The sequence below is a fragment of the Pseudomonas sp. CH61 genome (assembly GCF_059429415.1).
This window is the reverse complement of record NZ_CM182098.1, coordinates 4346108-4364630: the sequence shown is the minus strand read 5'-3', so window position 1 is coordinate 4364630 and position 18523 is coordinate 4346108. Positions and strand designations below refer to the sequence as shown.

The 18523-nt window shown below is 60.1% G+C and carries 18 protein-coding genes; 10 read left to right on the top strand and 8 right to left on the bottom strand.

Features of this window, described 5'->3' with window-relative positions:
* Window positions 1-197: 197 nt before the first annotated feature.
* Both AC5SEM_RS19525 and AC5SEM_RS19520 read right to left on the bottom strand, forming a co-directional pair.
* The gene (locus tag AC5SEM_RS19525) at window positions 198-800 is read right to left on the bottom strand and encodes a LysE/ArgO family amino acid transporter (protein ID WP_495471077.1); all 603 of its coding nucleotides are present in this window, start codon (window positions 798-800) and stop codon (window positions 198-200) included.
* A gap of 5 nt (window positions 801-805) precedes the next feature.
* The gene (locus tag AC5SEM_RS19520) at window positions 806-1207 is read right to left on the bottom strand and encodes an ACT domain-containing protein (protein WP_495471076.1); all 402 of its coding nucleotides are present in this window, start codon (window positions 1205-1207) and stop codon (window positions 806-808) included.
* A 96-nt stretch (window positions 1208-1303) separates the two neighbouring features.
* Here AC5SEM_RS19520 and AC5SEM_RS19515 point away from each other — a divergent pair, with 96 nt between their 5' ends.
* From AC5SEM_RS19515 to AC5SEM_RS19500, 4 genes are all read left to right on the top strand, one after another.
* Complete coding sequence (locus AC5SEM_RS19515; protein ID WP_495471075.1) at window positions 1304-2203, top strand: LysR family transcriptional regulator ArgP; 900 nt, start codon at window positions 1304-1306, stop codon at window positions 2201-2203.
* Window positions 2204-2298: 95 nt separating this feature from the next.
* Window positions 2299-3291 (top strand): NAD-dependent epimerase/dehydratase family protein, encoded by a 993-nt coding sequence (locus AC5SEM_RS19510; protein WP_495471074.1) that lies wholly within the window; start codon window positions 2299-2301, stop codon window positions 3289-3291.
* Between the two features lie 116 nt (window positions 3292-3407).
* Window positions 3408-4256 (top strand): ATPase, encoded by an 849-nt coding sequence (locus AC5SEM_RS19505; protein ID WP_495471073.1) that lies wholly within the window; start codon window positions 3408-3410, stop codon window positions 4254-4256.
* Between the two features lie 108 nt (window positions 4257-4364).
* Entirely contained in the window at window positions 4365-5213 is an 849-nt protein-coding gene (locus tag AC5SEM_RS19500) for a cache domain-containing protein (RefSeq protein WP_495471072.1), read from the top strand.
* A 127-nt stretch (window positions 5214-5340) separates the two neighbouring features.
* Here AC5SEM_RS19500 and AC5SEM_RS19495 read toward each other — a convergent pair whose 3' ends face one another.
* Both AC5SEM_RS19495 and pobA read right to left on the bottom strand, forming a co-directional pair.
* Window positions 5341-6858, bottom strand: a complete 1518-nt coding sequence (locus AC5SEM_RS19495; protein ID WP_495471071.1) for an MDR family MFS transporter — start codon at window positions 6856-6858, stop codon at window positions 5341-5343.
* A gap of 79 nt (window positions 6859-6937) precedes the next feature.
* On the bottom strand, window positions 6938-8122 hold the full coding sequence (gene pobA / locus AC5SEM_RS19490) for a 4-hydroxybenzoate 3-monooxygenase (RefSeq protein ID WP_495473488.1): 1185 nt from the start codon (window positions 8120-8122) through the stop codon (window positions 6938-6940).
* A 186-nt stretch (window positions 8123-8308) separates the two neighbouring features.
* Between pobA and AC5SEM_RS19485 the strand changes: the two genes are divergently transcribed.
* Complete coding sequence (locus AC5SEM_RS19485) at window positions 8309-9193, top strand: helix-turn-helix domain-containing protein (protein WP_116030017.1); 885 nt, start codon at window positions 8309-8311, stop codon at window positions 9191-9193.
* A 135-nt stretch (window positions 9194-9328) separates the two neighbouring features.
* Here AC5SEM_RS19485 and AC5SEM_RS19480 read toward each other — a convergent pair whose 3' ends face one another.
* Window positions 9329-9505, bottom strand: a complete 177-nt coding sequence (locus AC5SEM_RS19480) for a hypothetical protein (protein ID WP_176091768.1) — start codon at window positions 9503-9505, stop codon at window positions 9329-9331.
* Window positions 9506-9723: 218 nt separating this feature from the next.
* Window positions 9724-10629 carry a LysR family transcriptional regulator gene (locus AC5SEM_RS19475; protein ID WP_495471070.1) on the bottom strand — a complete coding sequence of 302 codons (906 nt, stop codon included), beginning with the start codon at window positions 10627-10629 and terminating at the stop codon, window positions 9724-9726.
* A 114-nt stretch (window positions 10630-10743) separates the two neighbouring features.
* Between AC5SEM_RS19475 and AC5SEM_RS19470 the strand changes: the two genes are divergently transcribed.
* Both AC5SEM_RS19470 and AC5SEM_RS19465 read left to right on the top strand, forming a co-directional pair.
* Window positions 10744-11622 carry an MBL fold metallo-hydrolase gene (locus AC5SEM_RS19470; RefSeq protein WP_495471069.1) on the top strand — a complete coding sequence of 293 codons (879 nt, stop codon included), beginning with the start codon at window positions 10744-10746 and terminating at the stop codon, window positions 11620-11622.
* Window positions 11623-11668: 46 nt separating this feature from the next.
* Window positions 11669-12283, top strand: a complete 615-nt coding sequence (locus AC5SEM_RS19465; protein ID WP_495471068.1) for an NAD(P)-dependent oxidoreductase — start codon at window positions 11669-11671, stop codon at window positions 12281-12283.
* A gap of 197 nt (window positions 12284-12480) precedes the next feature.
* Here AC5SEM_RS19465 and AC5SEM_RS19460 read toward each other — a convergent pair whose 3' ends face one another.
* The gene (locus tag AC5SEM_RS19460) at window positions 12481-13362 is read right to left on the bottom strand and encodes a LysR substrate-binding domain-containing protein (protein ID WP_495471067.1); all 882 of its coding nucleotides are present in this window, start codon (window positions 13360-13362) and stop codon (window positions 12481-12483) included.
* A gap of 229 nt (window positions 13363-13591) precedes the next feature.
* On the opposite strand from AC5SEM_RS19460, the gene AC5SEM_RS19455 reads away from it, so the two are divergent.
* Both AC5SEM_RS19455 and AC5SEM_RS19450 read left to right on the top strand, forming a co-directional pair.
* Window positions 13592-15229, top strand: coding sequence for a 5-guanidino-2-oxopentanoate decarboxylase (locus AC5SEM_RS19455; protein WP_495471066.1), 1638 nt, complete (start codon window positions 13592-13594; stop codon window positions 15227-15229).
* Window positions 15229-16677, top strand: a complete 1449-nt coding sequence (locus AC5SEM_RS19450; RefSeq protein WP_495473487.1) for an aldehyde dehydrogenase family protein — start codon at window positions 15229-15231, stop codon at window positions 16675-16677. The genes AC5SEM_RS19455 and AC5SEM_RS19450 overlap by 1 nt, the downstream gene beginning before the upstream one ends.
* 129 nt (window positions 16678-16806) lie before the next feature.
* Here the strand turns inward: AC5SEM_RS19450 and AC5SEM_RS19445 are convergent, their stop codons facing one another.
* Window positions 16807-17736: an AraC family transcriptional regulator gene (locus AC5SEM_RS19445; RefSeq protein WP_077574324.1), complete on the bottom strand. Its 930-nt coding sequence runs from the start codon at window positions 17734-17736 to the stop codon at window positions 16807-16809.
* 397 nt (window positions 17737-18133) lie between these two features.
* On the opposite strand from AC5SEM_RS19445, the gene AC5SEM_RS19440 reads away from it, so the two are divergent.
* The gene (locus AC5SEM_RS19440; protein WP_038366796.1) at window positions 18134-18487 is read left to right on the top strand and encodes a putative quinol monooxygenase; all 354 of its coding nucleotides are present in this window, start codon (window positions 18134-18136) and stop codon (window positions 18485-18487) included.
* Window positions 18488-18523 lie beyond the last annotated feature (36 nt).

The following is an 18523-nucleotide window of genomic DNA, read 5'->3' as shown; positions in this document are numbered from 1 at the left end:
TGAGCGCAAGGCCGATCACGGGCGGCCAGAAATGCACCGGCGAGTTTTTACTCTTTGCGGCGCAGGGTTTCGATCATAGCACCGGGGTTGCGGCATAACCACGCAACAACTGTGTGGGATAGAGGTTCAAGGGGATGCCCTCACTAAATGACGGATCGTCATTTAGTGAGGGCATCCCCTTAGCTGTTTGGAATAAATCAGCCCGCAATAATTAACTGTCCTGCAACCGTGAACATCATCAATGCCACCACCAGATCGAGAATCCGCCAAGTGCTCGGACGCGCCAGCCATGGCGCCAACCACGCAGCGCCCAATGCCAACGTGAAAAACCACAGCAACGAAGCGCTCGCCGCGCCCACTACATAAGCGCCCGGCACCGATTGCTGCGCGCCGAGAGAGCCGATCAGCAACACCGTATCCAGATAAACGTGCGGGTTGAGCAGCGTCACGGCCAAAGCGCTGAGCATCACCGCCCGCAGGGAGCGCACAGTCTGGTTCTCGCCCTGACCCAGGCTCTGTTTCGAACAGGCCCGGCGCAGCGCCTGGCTGCCGTACCAGATCAGAAACGTCGCGCCGCCCCAACGGGCAATGGCGAGCAGCGTCGGGTTCTGCGCCAGAATCGTCGCCAGACCGAATACACCGGCCGCAACCAACAGCGCATCACAGACCACGCACAATGCCGCCACCGGCAGGTGATGTTCACGGCGCAGACTTTGCGCCAATACAAAGGCGTTCTGCGTACCGATCGCCATGATCAGCCCCAACGCCACCAGCAAGCCGTTCACATAGCTTTGCCACATAACAATTACTCCGCGTCGGCTGCGAGATCACGCAGCACTTGCATGGCGCGTTGGGCGTCGGCCTGACCGACGAACAAATGGTCGTGGTAATAGCCGGCAATCACGTCGCAACTGATCCCGGCCTGGCCCAATGCCGTGGCAAACGCGGCGGTGAGGCCAACGGCTTCCAGCGCCGAATGCACATTCAGAGTTATCCACGCCGCGACGTAGTCGAAGCTCAAACCGGCCTGTTCGGCATGGGAACGTTCAAGAATCACCGTCAAACCTTCCTGTTCGCGGAAGCTGCCGACAATCTCCAGACCGCTTGGAAGCAGACCGTCGCGCAGGGTGCAGAACACGTATTCGCCGACGTTGAGTTGCGGGCTCATGCTGCGCAACAAAGTCGTGAGTGAAGTTTCGCCAGCCATGAAAGTGATCCTTGAGAAAGAGTGCTTGCTGGCTATTCTCCGGTCGAAACCTGTATAAGAAAAACCAATAGTGCTGATCGCTCATTAGGAAAACTGATGTTCGACTACAAATTGCTTTCTGCTCTGGCCGCCGTGGTCGAGCAGGCGGGATTCGAACGGGCCGCGCAGGTATTGGGCTTGTCGCAATCGGCGATCTCGCAGCGGATCAAATTGCTTGAAGCGCGGGTCGGCCAGCCGGTGTTGATTCGCGGCACGCCACCGTCGCCGACCGAGATTGGCCGGCGCCTGCTCAACCATGTGCAGCAGGTGCGTTTGCTTGAGCGCGACCTGCAAACCCTGGTGCCCGCGCTGGACGAAGAGGGTTTGCCGGAGCGTCTGCGCATTGCGCTGAATGCCGACAGCCTTGCCACATGGTGGGCTAAAGCGGTTGGCGATTTCTGCGCCGAACAACATTTACTGCTCGATCTGATTGTCGAAGACCAGACCGTCGGCCTCAAACGCATGCGCGCCGGTGAAGTGGCCGCGTGCCTTTGTGCCAGTGAGCGTCCGGTTGCGGGCGCGCGCAGCGTGTTGCTCGGCGCGATGCGTTATCGCGCGCTGGCCAGCCCGGCGTTCATCGAGCGGCATTTCCCCGACGGCGTGCGTGCCGAACAATTGCCGCGCACCCCGGCGCTGGTATTCGGCCCGGACGATTTTCTTCAGCATCGCTATCTCGCCTCGTTGGGCGTCGATGGTGGATTCGAACACCATTTGTGCCCGTCCTCGGAAGGTTTTATCCGCCTGACCGAAGCGGGACTCGGCTGGGGGCTGGTGCCGGAACTGCAAGTGCGCGATCAACTGCAACGCGGCGTGTTGCGCGAACTGTTGCCAGATAAACCGATCGACGTGCCGTTGTACTGGCATCATTGGCGCAATGGCGGTCAGCTTCTAGGCTTGCTGACCGAGCAATTGGTGCGTTCATCGGCGCAATGGCTGGTGCCCTGGAAGCAGCCATGAGCGTCAAGCTGCAAGCGGCAAGTTCAGCGCTGCGCACCGTTTTAAACTTGCAGCTCGAAGCTTGAAGCTCGCAGCTGGTTTCATTGGAGTTTTGCATGAAAATTTTGGTCACCGGCGCAAGCGGCTTCATTGGCGGACGCTTTGCGCGTTTCGCCCTGGAGCAGGGCCTGGACGTGCGGGTCAACGGTCGCCGGGCCGAGAGCGTCGAACATCTGGTGCGCCGGGGTGCCGAGTTTGTCCCCGGCGATCTGACCGATCCCGATCTGGTCCGTGAGTTGTGTTCCGACGTCGAAGCAGTGGTGCATTGCGCTGGCGCCGTCGGATTGTGGGGCCGCTATCAGGACTTCCACCAGGGCAACGTGCAGGTCACCGAAAACGTTGTCGAAGCCTGTCTCAAACAGCGCGTCCGCCGCTTGGTGCATCTGTCGTCGCCATCGATCTATTTCGATGGTCGCGATCATTTCAACCTGACCGAAGAGCAAGTGCCCAAGCGCTTCAAGCATCACTATGCCGCGACCAAGTACCTGGCCGAGCAAAAGGTCTTCGGTGCCCAGGAATTCGGCTTGGAAACCATCGCCCTGCGCCCGCGTTTTGTTACCGGTGCCGGCGACATGAGCATTTTCCCGCGCCTGCTCAACATGCAGCGCAAGGGCCGGCTGGCGATCATCGGCAATGGCCTGAACAAAGTCGACTTCACCAGTGTGCAGAATCTCAACGAAGCGATGCTCAGCAGCTTGCTGGCCGCCGGCTCCGCACTGGGCAAGGCCTACAACATCAGCAATGGCGCGCCGGTGCCGCTGTGGGATGTGGTCAATTACGTGATGCGCAAAATGGAAGTGCCGCAGGTCAGCAAGTACCGTTCGTATGGACTGGCCTATAGCGTCGCGGCGCTCAACGAAGGGGCGTGCAAGCTCTGGCCCGGGCGTCCGGAGCCAACCCTGTCGCGCCTGGGCATGCAGGTGATGAAAAAAAATTTCACCCTCGACATCAGCCGCGCCCGGCATTATCTGGATTACGATCCGAAAGTCAGCCTGTGGTCGGCGCTGGATGAGTTCTGCGCGTGGTGGAAAGCTCAGGACATCCGTTGAAACGATTCGGCCGGGCGGCAATGAACCGTGTAGCCGCTTGGGGGTCAATCCCTGCGGCTGCGGCGGTTATACTTCGCAGCATTTAGCCATCACCGCGTTTCCCAAAGGTTGCCTCAATGTCCATGCGTAATGATGCCCACGACGATTTCGATGATGTCCCGAGCCTGCGTGCCGACAACTTCGACGACGATGACATTCCGACCACCGCCCGCACCTCCGTACACTCGCGCACGCCGCCGGTGGTCAAGGCCGCGAGCACCGGGCCATTGTGGGCCTTGGTCGGTGCGCTGTTCTTCGCCTTTGTCGGTCTGGCCTGGTGGAGTTTCCAGCAGATCTCGCTGATGGAGCAGCAACTGGTCGCGACCCAGGAAAGCTTCGCGCGGATCAGCGAAGAAGCGGCCGGACGCTTGCAGGACATTTCCGGCAAGGTCGTCGCCAGCCAGTCCAACGTCACCAGCGACAGCGAAGCCTTGAAGCTGCAGATCAAACAGCTCGAAGGCAAGCTGCTCGATCAGAGCAAACAGCAGCAAGGCGTAGCAGGACAGGCCAGTGATCTGGACAAACGCCTGGCGCAGATGACCGCGCAAACCACCGAACAGCAGAACGCCAATACCCAGTTGCAAGCGCAGGTCAAAGCCTTGAGCGCGGAATTGGCGACGGTGAAAAGCACACCGGCCGACACCAGCAAGGTCGACACGCAGTTGAAAGCCTTCGATGCGCAGTTCAAAAGCCTCGGCGCCGATATCGCGGCGTTGAAGAAACAGGGCAATCCGAGCGCGGCGATCGATCGTCTCGAACAGGAAATCGTTGTGCTCAAAAGCGAACAGGACAACCGCCCGGCAGCCGCGCAGGGCGGCGGCAATACCGCCGAGTTCGACGCCTTCCGTGGGCAGATGACCCGCAATATCAACACCCTTCAGGCGCAGATTCAGAATTTGCAGCAGCAGATCAATTCCCGCCCATAAGCTTTGTTGATCAGGGGATTCTGTAATCCCCTGCATCATTCTGAATACTCGTACATCACCCCAAGCCGTCTACGCTCTTGAAACACCAACAAGAACGAGGGATGCGCTATGGGGTTTTTGCATAAAGTGGCCTGGCTCGGCGTGATGTTACTGGCCGGTTTCGGCCAGGCCAGCGCCGCCACCACCGCCAAGGATGACAGTCAGGCCGCCATTGCCTTGCTGGAAAAAGCCCTGGCCTACTACCACGACAACGGCGACAAGGCGTTCGCCGCGTTCAGCCGCCAGGGCGAGTTCGTCGACAAGGATCGCTACGTGTTCGTCCTCGACACCAAAGGCGTGATGCTCGCCAGCGGTGGGCCTTCGTCGGCGTTGATCGGTCGTGACGTGAGTGAGGTGCTCGGCCCGGATTTGCAGAAAACCTTCAAGGATGCGTTGAAGGTGCCGGAAGGCAACGGCATCCAGCAGGCCGAGTACCGTTGGCAGAACTGGGCCGATGGCAAGGTCGAGCGCAAGCATGTGTATTACCAGCGCATCGGCCAGCGAATTCTGGCAGTGGGTTACTACTTGCCGCGAGCCTCGGCCGAACAGGCCAAGGCGTTGCTCGACAAAGCGGCGACTGATTTGGGCAAAGACGAGAAGGGCACGCTGACGGCGATCAACTCGCTCAAGGGTGGCTATTTGCAGGATGACCTGTACGTGTTTGTGGTCGATCTGAACACCCAGCGCTACGTCGCCCACGGCACCAATCTGCGCTTGATCAACACCGACTTTGGCAAGATCAAGGATCCGGATGGCAAACCGGTAGGCGAGCCGATTCTGGCGCTGATCGGCAAGCAGGATGAAGGCGAGTATGAATACCGCTGGAAAAACCCGGTGACCGGCAAGGTCGAGGACAAGCATGCCTACCTGAAGAAGGCCGGGCATTTCCTTGTGGCCGTGGGTTACTACAGCCCTTGAATGAAACACCGTCTCCCCTGTGGGAGCGAGCCTGCTCGCGAAGGCGTCGTTTCAGCCAACATCGTGGTTGAATGACACACCGCTTTCGCGAGCAGGCTCGCTCCCACAGGGTTTTGTGGTGTTGCGGTTATTTTGCGCCGTGCTCACGTCCGCGCAGCAGGTTGTTCGGCATCGCAATCGCTGCCGCCAGTCCCAGCAATGACACCGCCGCACTCACCCACAACAAATGCCGGAATGTCACCAGCAATTCCGCACGCAGGGCGTTCTGCGCGTCTCCCGGCGCGGCGTTCAAACCATCCAGCAAGACGTTGCCCGAATGCCCCTCGCTCATCAGCGAACTGCTCGCCAGATGGGCGAAGCTGGAGTCCTGTAACAACGCCAGCAACAGCGCCGACATCAACGCCACACCCACTGCGCCGCCGAGGGAGCGAAACAGATTGGTGGTACTGGTCGCCACGCCGATGTCGCGTTGTTCCACCGAATTCTGGGTGCCGACCAACGAGGTCGGAAACTGCATGCCGCTGGAAATACCGCAGAGCAACATGAACAGACCGCTGACCAGTGTCGCCTCGGGCGGGCTGAACGCCATGCCGAGAATCGCGATCGGCATCAGCATCGCACCCGTCAGGATCTGCGGTTTATAACGCCCGGTGATCGACGTACGTCGGCCAGCGAAAAATGCACCAATCGGCAGTCCCATCGCCAACGGCAGCAAGTGCAGGGCGGCGCTGTCAGCACCGGCCCCGGTCACGGTCTGAAAGCGCAGCGGCATCAACACAATCAAGGAAATCGCCTGGAAACTGGTGAAGAAAATCGTGCACCAGCACAGCAGGGCATTGCGGTTGGCAAACAGGTGCATCGGCAGCAAAGGCTCCCGAGCACGGCGCTCGTGCCAGACAAACACCGCCAGTACCACCACTGCACAAGCGAACAGGCCAAGCACTTCAGCGCTGCGCCACGAATGACCCTGACCAACCTGAGTAATGCCCAGCAGCAGGGCAGTCAGGCCGATGATCATCAGCAAGGTGCCGATATAATCGATGATCGGTTTGCGCTGCGGAATCGGCAGCCCGCGCAGATTGCGCCGCGCCACCCACCAGGCACCGAGGCCCAGCGGCAGGTTGATCAGAAACACCCAGCGCCACGACAGGTATTCGGTCATGTAACCGCCGAGCACCGGGCCGGCAACGCTGGCCACCGCGTACATGCTGCTGAAGTAACCCTGATAACGCCCGCGTTCACGCGGCGGCACGATGTCGCCGATGATCGCCTGACTCACCGAAATCATCCCGCCGGCGCCGATGCCCTGAAGGATCCGCGCCAGTACCAGTTGCTCCATGCTCTGCGCCATGCCGCAAAACAGTGAGGCGAGGGTGAACAGGCCCATGCCGAACAGCATCAGTTTGCGCCGCCCGTACAAGTCGCCGAGCTTGCCGTAGATCGGCACGGCCACCGTCATCGCGACCATGTACCCGGAAATCACCCAGGCCAGCAGGCTGACGTCCTTGAACTGTGCAGAGATGGCCGGCATCGACACGGCGACGATGGTTTGATCCAGCGCGCCGAGAAAGATCGCCATCATCAACGCGACCAGCACGCTGCGAATGGCCGGTTTGGGCGTTTCGGGGTGATTGAGATTGGTCACGGGCAAAACCTGCGGGCAGTGAGAGTCCCGCAGATCGTCAGGCGAGCGGGGATGCTCGCCAGTGTAAGTCGGTAGCAGGCTATTCGATAGCCTCATAAGGAAGTCCGACGTAATTTTCTGCAATGGTTTTTCGCCCTGCTTCTGAACTGACAAAGTAGTCCAGTTCCGAGGCGCTGATGCGCTGGCTGAACGCATCGTGATCATCGAAGCGGTGCAGCATCGAAGTCATCCACCAAGAAAAGCGCTCGGCTTTCCAGACGCGGCGCAGGCAGATTTCCGAGTATTTTTCCAGCAGGTCGGTGCGGCCGTCGCGGTAAACCTTCAGCAGAATATTGAACAACGTGCTGACGTCACTCGCCGCCAGATTCAAACCCTTGGCGCCAGTGGGCGGGACGATATGCGCGGCGTCGCCGACGAGAAACATCCGTCCGTACTGCATGGGCTCGACGACAAAACTACGCAGTGGCGCGATGCTTTTTTCAATCGACGGACCAGTGACCAGTTTCTCCGCGAGCGCCACCGGCAGGCGATTTTTCAACTCATCCCAGAAGCGTTGATCGCTCCAGTCATCGACCTTCTCATCCGCCGGCACTTGCAGGTAATAACGGGTGCGCGTTGCCGAACGCATGCTGCACAAGGCAAAGCCGCGTTCATGGCTGGCGTAGACCAACTCGTCATGCACCGGCGGCGTGTCCGCCAGAATGCCCAGCCAGCCAAACGGATAAACCCGCTCGAAGACCTTCAGGCTGTCGGCCGGAATCGCCTGCCGAGCGACACCGTGGAAACCGTCGCAACCGGCGATGTAATCGCAATCGACGCGAAAGGTTTCGCCGTCCTTTTCGAAAGTGACAAAGGCTTCGTCGCTTTTCATGCCGTGAGGAACGACATTGCTCGCCTGGTAAATCGTCGGCGCGCCGGCCTCCCGACGAGCGGCCATCAGGTCGCGGGTGACTTCGGTCTGGCCGTAGATCATCACGCTCTTGCCACCGGTCAGCGCGTGCAGATCGATGTGCACCTGACGCCCGTCCAGGGCCAGATCGAAACCGCCATGCACCAGACCTTCGGCGTCCATGCGCTGACTCACGCCAGCCTGACGCAACAGCTCTACCATGCCCTGTTCGAGCACACCGGCGCGGATGCGACCGAGGACATAATCCGGGGTCTGGCGTTCGAGGATGAGGGTATCGATGCCGGCGTTGTGCAACAACTGGCCGAGGAGCAATCCGGACGGACCGGCGCCGATAATGGCGACTTGGGTTTTCAGCGTTTTCATTGTTTTTATGACTCGCAAGCTTCACGCGGCCAAGACCGGTGAATGATTTTTATGGATCGAGTGCTTGCATTTTTCCCTTGCGGGTCTGTCAATTGAAGGTGAAAACTGAGCCGATACCTGTACATTCTGCCAATCGGTGCGATTATCGCCCACAACCCCGAGGCCTGGATTGAAGTGATGAACAAGCCTGAGCTGCCTTCGATTCCAGTGTTCAAGCTCTACGGTGAAAGCCTGGACTGGCCGACCCCTGACTTGCTGCACTGTGAAACCATTTCCTCCCGCAGTCGCGAACACGAGTGGGAAATCAAACCCCACCGCCATGCTGATTTGTGCCAGTTACTCTTCGTCTTCAAAGGTCAGGCAGAGCTTGAGATCGAAGGGCAACGCACGCAACTCGACACCCCGGCCATCCAAGTGCTGCCACCGCTTTCGGTGCACGGCTTTCGTTTTTCCGAAGACGTCGAAGGGTTCATCGTTACTCTCGCCACACCGCTGATCAACCACTTGCAGGCGCAACTGGGCGATTCGGTACATGCGCTGGCCAGCGCAGAAAACTACCCGGCAGGTAACGACGGCGATTACCTCAACAGCCTGTTCTCGGCGTTGCAGGCCGAATACAACGGCCACCAGCCGGCGCGGGAAATGCTCATGCATTCGCTGGTCAGCGTGATCATGGTCTGGGTCAGCCGTCAGGCGATCGTGCGGCACAAAGCCAGTCAGCGTCCGCAGCGTCAGCGCGAATACCTCAATGGCTTTATCCAGTTGGTCGAGGAGACTTATCGCCAGCACGTGAAAGTCGAAGACCTGGCCCACCGACTGGGGATTTCGGTGTCGCACCTCAACGGCACCTGCCGTGAGCTGGCGGGACAACCGGCGTTGCAGATCATGCACGAGCGCCAGTTGCTGGAAGCCAAGCGCTTGCTGACTTACACCAGCATGACGATTTACGAGATGTCGGAGCTGTTGGGGTTTTCCGATCCGACCAATTTCACGCGCCTGTTTCGGCGCAGGGTGGGAATATCGCCCAAGGCTTTCCGCGACAGCCTCAAGGCCGAGCAATAACCCTCTAAGCGCTGCGGTCTACTGTGGGAGCGAGCCTGCTCGCGAAAGCGGTGTGTCATTCAACATCAATATTGACTGACCCACCGCTTTCGCGAGCAGGCTCGCTCCCACAGGATCACATTCCAGCCAGACAAATCAGCGTAATGCGTTCAGCGTGGCATTGTGCGGAATGCACCGCTCAAAGTTGCAGCTCGCATACTCGCGCGGCAGCTGTCGCTGCTGTTCGACCCGCCAGGCAGCGGTGCCGTACAGCGCCAGCGTGGCGGCGCAGGTGATGAAAATCGCGAAGTACCTTCTTGTTTTGATGTTCATGGCGTTGACCTCTGAACGACATACCCTGCGGTATTACTTTCAGCATAGGTCAGCGGTGGGGAGTTGCCAGCGAATGTGCTTGAGCTTGTAACCCACCATTCAGCACATCGATAGCCACTGTGGGAGCGAGCCTGCTCGCGAAAGCGGTGTCTCAGTTACTGAAAAATTGGCTGAACGAACGCTTTCGCGAGCAGGCTCGCTCCCACATTGGATCGGGTTTACAGATCAACGTCCCATTGCGGATGCTCAGGAAAGCGCTCTACCAGAAAATCCAGCATGCTGCGCAGCGCCGCCGGCATGTGTTTGCGCGAGGCGTACACCGCGTAGATGCTCATCTGCCGCGGTTCGGCATGGGGCAGCAGTCGAACCAGTTCACCGCTGTGAATATGCACCCCGGCCTGATAGGTCGGCAGCATCGCCACTCCGGCGCCGGCCAATGTCGCGCGCAATAACGTGCTGGCTTCATTGGCGCTGATATTGCCCTGTACCGGCACTGAAACCGGTTCGCCATCCTCCTCGAAATGCCACAGGCTCTTGCCGAAATACGAGTGCGTCAGGCAGTTATGCCGACTCAATTCCTCGACCCGCAACGGCGCCGCTTGCTCCTGTAGATAAGCCGGCGCGGCACACACCACCGAACGACAAACGGTCAGGCGCCGGGCGATCAGGTTGGGGTCGAGATCGTTACTGGTGCGAATTGCCAGATCGATTCGTTCATCCACCAGATTCACCGTGCGATCGAGCATTTGCAGATCGATGCTCACACCCGGATAGCGTTTGACGTAGGCGGCCATCGCATCCGCCAGTTGCGCCTGGCCGAACGAGGTGCTGACGCTGATCCGCAGCAAGCCGCGCGGGGCGTCGTGGGGTTCGCTGACGGCGGCCTGCATGTCCGTCGACAGTTCGATCATCTGTCGGCAACGCGGCAGAATTTCACTGCCGGCGGCGGTCAGGCTCAGCTTGCGTGTGGTGCGGTGCATCAGCCGCGCGCCGACCCAGTTTTCCAGCTCCGCCAGATAACGTGAAACCACCGGCCGCGAAAGGTCCAGATGATCGGCCGCTGCCGACTGACTGCCCAGATCCACCACGGTGACAAACACCCGCATTGCTTGGAGACGATCCATGATTTGCCCGCTTTCAGAAACAAACTATGTTCAAGCATCGCATTTTTTGTACCGAGTCAGGCAACTAAGCTCTGTCCCATCGCCAAACACGGCATTCCGACACCGGAGCAACAGATGATCGGTTTCACCACACTCAAACGCGTTCTGCTCGCCACCGCATCCCTGGGTTTTGCCGCGCATGCAGCGGCAGCCAACCTGAACCTCGACGTCTACAACCCGGGGACAAACGCGATTTTCCCGGTGACCTCGGTGCTGGTCAGCGGCGAGAAAGACGCAATCCTCGTCGATGCACAATTCGGCAAGTCCCAGGCTGAACACGTCGTGGAAAAGATCCGCGCCAGCGGCAAACACCTGACCACTATCTACATCAGCCATGGTGACCCGGATTACTACTTCGGCCTCGATACCCTGACCCAGGCCTTCCCTGACGCCAAGGTGCTGGCTTCGCAACCGACCGTCGATCACATCAACAAAACCGTCGCCGGCAAACTGGCTTTCTGGGGGCCGAAAATGGGCGCTGACGTTCCGGCGAAAACCATCGTGCCGGGCGTGCTCAAGGGCGACAGCCTGATGCTCGAAGGGCAGAAATTGCAGGTCATCGGCCTCGACGGCAAACAACCGGATCGCAGTTTTGTGTGGATCCCGTCGCTCAAAGCCGTGGTCGGTGGTGTGGTTGTCGCCGAAAACATCCACGTATGGATGGCCGATACCCAGACCGCGCAATCCCACGCCGACTGGCTGGAAACGTTGCACTCGATTGAAACCCTGAAACCGAACACCGTGGTGCCGGGTCACTACTTGGGTGACAGCAGCCGTTCGCTGGTCAGCGTGAAATTCACCGCCGACTACATTAAGGCTTTTGACGTGGAAACCGCCAAGGCCAAAGATTCCGCCGCACTGATCGCCGCGATGAAAAAGCGTTACCCAAAACTGGGCGAAGAAAGCTCGCTGGAGCTGAGCGCGAAAGTCGCCAAGGGCGAAATGCAGTGGTAAGCCGATTCTGAAAAACGCAGCACTCTCAAGCCAACTGGAGAATGTCATGAGCAAGATCGCAATCATTGGTGCCACTGGCCGCGCCGGTAGCCAACTGCTGGAAGAAGCCCTGCGTCGCGGCCATAGCGTTACCGCTATCGCCCGCGACACCTCGAAGATCGGCGCCCGTGCCGGTGTGGTCAGCAAGAATGTCGATGTGCTGGATTCGGCCGCGTTGCAGGACGCGGTGGCCGGTCACGATGTGGTGATCACCGCTGCGCACTTCGCTACCGTTCCTGCGAGCGCTATTGTTGGGCCAGTGAAGCACGCCGGTGTGCAGCGTTTGCTGGTGGTCGGCGGTGCCGGTTCGCTGTTGCTGCCGGACGATACGCGAGTGATCGACAGTGCGGGTTTCCCGGCGGAGTACAAAGCTGAAGCCAGTGCTGGTGCGGCGTTTCTTGAGGCGTTGCGGCAAGAGAAAGAACTGGACTGGACCTTTCTGTCGCCGTCGGCAGAGTTTGTCGAAGGGGAGCGCACGGGGAGTTTTCGTGTCGGCCAGGATCATTTGCTGGTGAGTGCCGAAGGGCGTAGCTGGATTACTTTTGCCGATTACGCGATTGCGTTGATCGACGAAGTGGAAACGCCGAAGCATTCGCATCAGCGGTTTACTGTCGGGTATTGATATACAGCTTTACCCTCACCCCAGCCCTCTCCCGGAGGGAGAGGGAGCCGACCGAGGTGTCTGGCGTTGTACATCGACCTGAAAAATCCAGTCGATTATGGATTCAAAGCCAATCGTTCAGGTCGCTGAACCTCTTCAATATCCCCCGGTCAGTCCCCTCTCCCTCTGGGAGAGGGTTAGGGTGAGGGAAAAAAGCCTCACCGCAAATGCGCCTGCTCAACCAACCAGATCATCAATTCTTCCAACTGCGGCGAAGGCTCGGTTCCCGCAGGCACCACCACGTAATACGCCAGCCCCGTCTTCACCTTCAACTCGAACGGCATCACCAGCCGCCCCGCGCGCAAGTCATCACCAATCAACGACCAATCGCCGATCGCCACCCCCGTTCCGTGCGACGCCATCGACATCGCCTGATCCAGCGTTTCGAAATGCTGGCCGCTGCCGATGTTGTTCAGCCGCAGCTCAGCCGCGTTCAGCCACACCGACCAATCCTGAATATCGTGAGTGGGGTGCAGCAACAGATGCTGTTGTAGATCCGCCGGCGTATACAGAGCCGGTGAGCCCTTGAGCAACAGCGGCGAACACACCGGCGTCAGTTGCTCGTCGAACAGGTGCAGCGCGCCCGGCGAGTTGTCCGGCGGCGGGCCGTAGATCACCGCGGCATCAAATTGCTCGCGCTGAAAGTCCACGCCGTGTTGCAGCGAGGCGGTGAGTTTTACCGGCACGTCCGGGCGTTCTTTCTGCCATTGCAGCAAGCGCGGCAGCAGCCAGCGCATCACGCAGCTCGGCGCTTTGAGTTGCAGGGTTTCGCGCTGCAGGCCGATTTGCTCGGTGGCTTCGCTGATCAGGCCGAAGACTTTTTCCACACGAGGTAGCCATTCACGTCCTTCGGCGGTCAGCGCCAGGCCACGGGCCAGGCGGATGAACAGCGGATAACCGAGATGCGCCTCCAGCCCGGCGATCTGCCGGCTCACTGCGCCCTGGGTGATGTGCAACTGCTCGGCGGCCCGGGTGAAGTTGCAGCACTGCGCGGTGATCAGAAACGTATGCAGAGCGGGGAGGGGAGGCAGGCGTTTCATAGGGATCCAAGGTATGACGTGAGGACATGGCTAGTATGACTTTTAATCGATTGTTGCCGCTACCTGCCGACCGTTCCAATGAAGCCATGAAGGGCTCTTTGTAGGAGTGAGCCTGCTCGCGATAGCGGTGAGTCAGTCACCGCAATGTTGAATGTCCAGACGCCATCGCGAGCAGGCTCACTCCTACAGAAAGGCTCTGTGTCTTCAGCGAACAAGAAGGGCAATCGACATGGCGACGTGTGGCGAAGTACTGGTCAAGTTACTTGAGGATTATGGGGTCGAGCAGGTATTCGGCATTCCCGGCGTGCACACCGTGGAGTTGTATCGCGGGCTGGCCCGTTCGAGCATCAACCACGTCACCCCACGGCATGAGCAGGGCGCCGGTTTCATGGCCGACGGTTATGCGCGCACCAGCGGCAAACCGGGTGTGTGCTTCATCATTACCGGGCCGGGCATGACCAACATCACCACGGCGATGGGCCAGGCCTACGCCGACTCGATCCCGATGCTGGTGATCTCCAGTGTGCAATCGCGCAGTCAGCTGGGCGGCGGGCGCGGCAAGCTGCATGAGTTGCCGAATCAGAGCGCACTGGTCGCAGGTGTTGCGGCGTTCTCGCATACCTTGATGTCCGCCGCTGAATTGCCGGTAGTGCTGGCACGTGCTTTTGCCTTGTTTCAGGCCGGTCGCCCACGTCCGGTACACATCGAAATTCCGTTGGACGTGCTGGTCGAAAACGCCGATGAATTGCTCGCCAGCGTACCGGTCAATATCGACCGCGCCGGCGCTGCGCCAGCGGCCGTCAAACGCATGAGCGAGCTGCTGGCTGAAGCCAGACGTCCGCTGATTCTGGCTGGCGGCGGTGCCATCGACGCAGCGCCAGAGCTGACCAGACTTGCCGAGTTGCTCGACGCGCCGGTGGCGCTGACGATCAATGCCAAAGGCATGCTGCCGGGCAACCATCCGCTGCTGATTGGTTCGACCCAGACGCTGGTCGCCACCCGCGCGCTGGTCGCCGATGCCGATGTGGTGTTGGCCATCGGCACCGAACTGGCCGAGACCGATTATGACGTCACTTTCGCTGGCGGTTTCGAGATTCCCGGCAAACTGTTGCGCATCGATATCGACGCCGATCAAACCGTGCGCAACTACCCGCCGCACTTGGCGTTGGTGGCCGATGCACGCAACGCCGCGCAAGCTTTGTTGAACATGCTGTCGCAGGAAAAACTCGGCGAACGCAGCAGCGATTGGGGCCAGGCCCGCGCCGGCAAACTGCGCGCCGAACTGGTCGCGAGCTGGGATGCACCGACTCTCGCGCAAACCCGTTTCCTCGACACCGTACTTGATGAGCTGCCCAACGCCGTGTTCGTCGGCGACTCGACGCAACCGGTGTACACCGGCAACCTGACGTTCAACCCGGATCACCCGCGCCGCTGGTTCAACGCGTCGACCGGCTACGGCACGCTCGGCTACGCCTTGCCGGCGGCGATTGGCGCCTGGCTCGGCGGTCAAACCGACCAAGGTGCGCGGCCACCGGTGGTGTGCCTGATCGGCGACGGCGGCCTGCAATTCACCCTGCCGGAACTGGCCAGCGCCGTCGAGGCACGCACCCCGGTAATCGTCCTGCTGTGGAATAACCAGGGCTACGAAGAGATCAAGAAATACATGGTCAACCGCGCCATCGAGCCGGTCGGCGTCGACATCTACACCCCGGATTTTGTCGCTGTGGCCAAGGGCCTCGGCTGCGCGGCTGAAGCGATCAGCAGCATCGAACAACTGCGCACCGCGTTGCGTAGCGCAAGCGATCGTCAGGGCCCGACCCTGATTGAAATCGACCAGAACCAGTGGATGCAGGCGGTGGCGCAATGATCAGTTTCCCGACCACACTCGACGGCCTCTACATCAACGGCCAATGGTCGGCCGGCCGCGAACATCTGCGGGTGATCAACCCGGCCACCGAAGCGCTGCTGACCACGGTCAATGGCGGTGATGAGCACGCGGTCGATCAAGCCGTCGCCGCGGCCACAGCAGCGTTCAAGGACTGGTCGCAAACCAGTGGTGCCGAGCGCGGCGCAATCCTGCGCAACATCGCCAATGGCGTGCGTAACGGACGCGATCATTTGATGAATCTGCAATCGAGCAACAACGGCAAACCGCAGTTCGAAGCGGCCATCGACGTCGACGATGTGATCGCCACATTCGAGTACTACGCCGAACTCGCCGAAGGCCTCGACGCCAGACAAGACAGCAACGTGCCGCTGCCCAGCGATGATTTCAGCGCACGCCTGCGCCGCGAGCCGTGCGGTGTGGTCGGGCTGATCGTGCCGTGGAATTTCCCCATGGTCACTACGGCGTGGAAGCTTGCACCGGCGTTGGCGGCGGGTTGCTGCGTGGTGCTCAAGCCGTCGGAAGTGACACCGCTGCCGGAGCTGGAACTGGCGGCGATCATCGCGGAGTCGGGTCTGCCAAACGGCGTGTTCAATCTTGTCTGCGGCACAGGACTGGCGGTCGGTGCACCATTGGCGGCGGATCCGCGTATCGCCAAAATCTCCTTTACCGGCAGCAACGCGGTCGGCGTGCAGGTCATGCAGCGCGCGGCGGAAACGGTGAAGGGGGTCAGCCTGGAACTGGGCGGCAAATCTTCGCTGCTGGTGTTGGCGGATGCAGATCTCGATCTGGCGGTTGAGCTGGCCTGTGGCGGCGCATTTTTCAACGCCGGGCAGATGTGTTCGGCCACCAGTCGTGTGCTGGTGGCTGAGGAGCTGGAAGAGGAATTCCTCCGCCGTTTGCACAAGCGTGCACAAGCGATTCGGGTTGCCGATCCGTTTGACCCAGACGTGGAAATGGGTGCGCTGGTCAATCAGGCGCAGTACCAGCGAGTGCTTGGGCACATCGACCGTGGGCTCAGCGCGGGTGCGCGATTGATCTGTGGCGGCAATCGCCCGGCGGAGCTGCCGCGCGGCTATTTCTTGCAGCCGACCGTGTTCACCGACGTGCCGCTGGACAGCGCGCTGTGGTGTGAAGAGATTTTCGGGCCGGTGCTGTGCGTGCGCAGTTTCACCACTGAAGCGCTGGCGATTGCCTTGGCCAATGACACGCCGTTTGGTTTGGTAGCCAGTGTGGTGACGAGCGATGCTGCTGCGGCGGATCGCGTGGCCAATGCCTTGCAGGCGGGGATGGTGTGGATCAATGCGCCGCAAGTGATTTTCCCGCAGGCAGCGTGGGGCGGGTACAAGCAGAGCAGTATTGGCCGCGAGCTGGGGCCTTGGGGGTTGGCAGCGTTTCAGGAGATCAAGCATGTGATCCGGGCGATCTGATCCAGAGGTTTTTTCGTCTGAACTGGCCTCATCGCGAGCAGGCTCACTCCTACATTGGGCGGGTGTACACCTGACCCTGTAGGAGTGAGCCTGCTCGCGATAGGGTTGTAAGCCCAATGACATTCCGGATCAGACAGACAACCGCAACCGCGCCAAATCCCTTAACGGCGGCGCACCAAACAAACGGCTGTACTCGCGGCTGAACTGCGACGGACTTTCATACCCCACCCGATACCCCGCCGCCGAAGCCTCCAGCCCCTCCGCCAACATCAACCGCCGGGCCTCTTGCAGGCGCAACTGCTTCTGATACTGCAACGGACTCATCGCCGTCATCGCCTTAAACCGGTGATGCAACGTCGACACACTCAGATTCACTTCCTTGGCCAGATCATCAATGCGCAATGGCTGTTCAAAGTTGCCGTTCAACCATTTGATCGCCTGGCTGATGCGATGGCTCTGACTGTTGGCAATCGCGATTTCATACAAGCGATGACCCTGCGGACTGCGCAGCAGGCGATAAAGAATCTCCCGGCGAATCAGCGGCGCGAGCATGGCGATGTCTTTCGGCGCATCGAGCAGACGCGCCAGACGCAACACCGCATCGAGCATCGAACTGTCGATCTTCTCGACATACAAACCGCGCCCGGTCGGCCGGGTCGGTACACCCATGGGACCTGCGTCGGCGATCAGTGCGGTGATTTCGGTCGGGTCGATGTCCAGGCGCACGGCGAGGATCGGATCCTCCGGCGAAACGTTGACCACGCGCCCGCTCAGCGGCATCGAAACCGAGACCACCAGATAATTCAGCGGGTCGTAATTGAAGTACTCGTCGGCCAGCCGCACCTCTTTGCGTCCCTGCGCCATGATGCACAGCGCCGGTTGTGCGAGCACCGGGGCGAAGTCATGGGACTGGGTGTGGCGCGACATGAACAGCGAGCCGATGGCGGTCTCGTAGCTGCCATCGTCAGTGGTGTTGCGGCGGATGATCGCCGCCAGTTCCGCGCGCTGTTTTTCCATGTCAGCGCTGGGTTCGGCTTGAAAACGATCGAATGACGTCATGCACGGCATCCTCGGCAGGGGAGGTGGAATGGAGCAGAGCATATGTTTGTGCAAGCGCGAGCGGTAGACACATCCTGCGAAATGCTTGCCTGATTCTGCCTGGAGCTGTTTTCGCGCCTGTCGCGATTCAACCCTGTAGGCGCTGCCGAAGGCTGCGATCTGTTGATCTTTAAAGCAAAATCAAAAGATCACAGCCTTCGGCAGCTCCTACACAAAACGCGTATGACAACCGTGTGACGCAGTTTTACAGGTTGTTACAGGTTCTGCATGCAGTCTCGCAGGATTGTGCAACGCGGCGGCAGGAATCGACTAACGGCGGCGGGCGTGCGGCCCTTAACCTTTGATCCTGTCGCAGCCCGTCCCCCGGCTGCCACGCGACTCCCTGGGAGGGTTGAACATGTCCAAGCAGATTCCCGTCAGTCATATGGCCTTCGTTCGAGCGCGCGCCGGGCGTTCGGCGGAACTCGGTGTGCGCCTCAGTGCGTTGATCGATCCGTCCCGCGCCGCCCCCGGTTGCCTGAGCTTTGCCTTGCAGCATTCGCAGTGTGATCCCGAGTTGTGGCTGGTCTCCGGGTTCTGGAGCAGCCAGCAAATGATGACCAACTATTTCAACAGCCCGTCGATGGAAATCTTCGCCGAGCTGGTGCAGGAACTGGTGGTCAACAGCCTCGACTTCCACACCTTCAAGGACGTGTCGGCGGCACAAGCCCTCGGCCAATGCCCGGCGCCGGTACACAAACTCGTCGGTTGAGGGTTTAATGTCCGGCTTAATTTGTCTGAGCCGGGA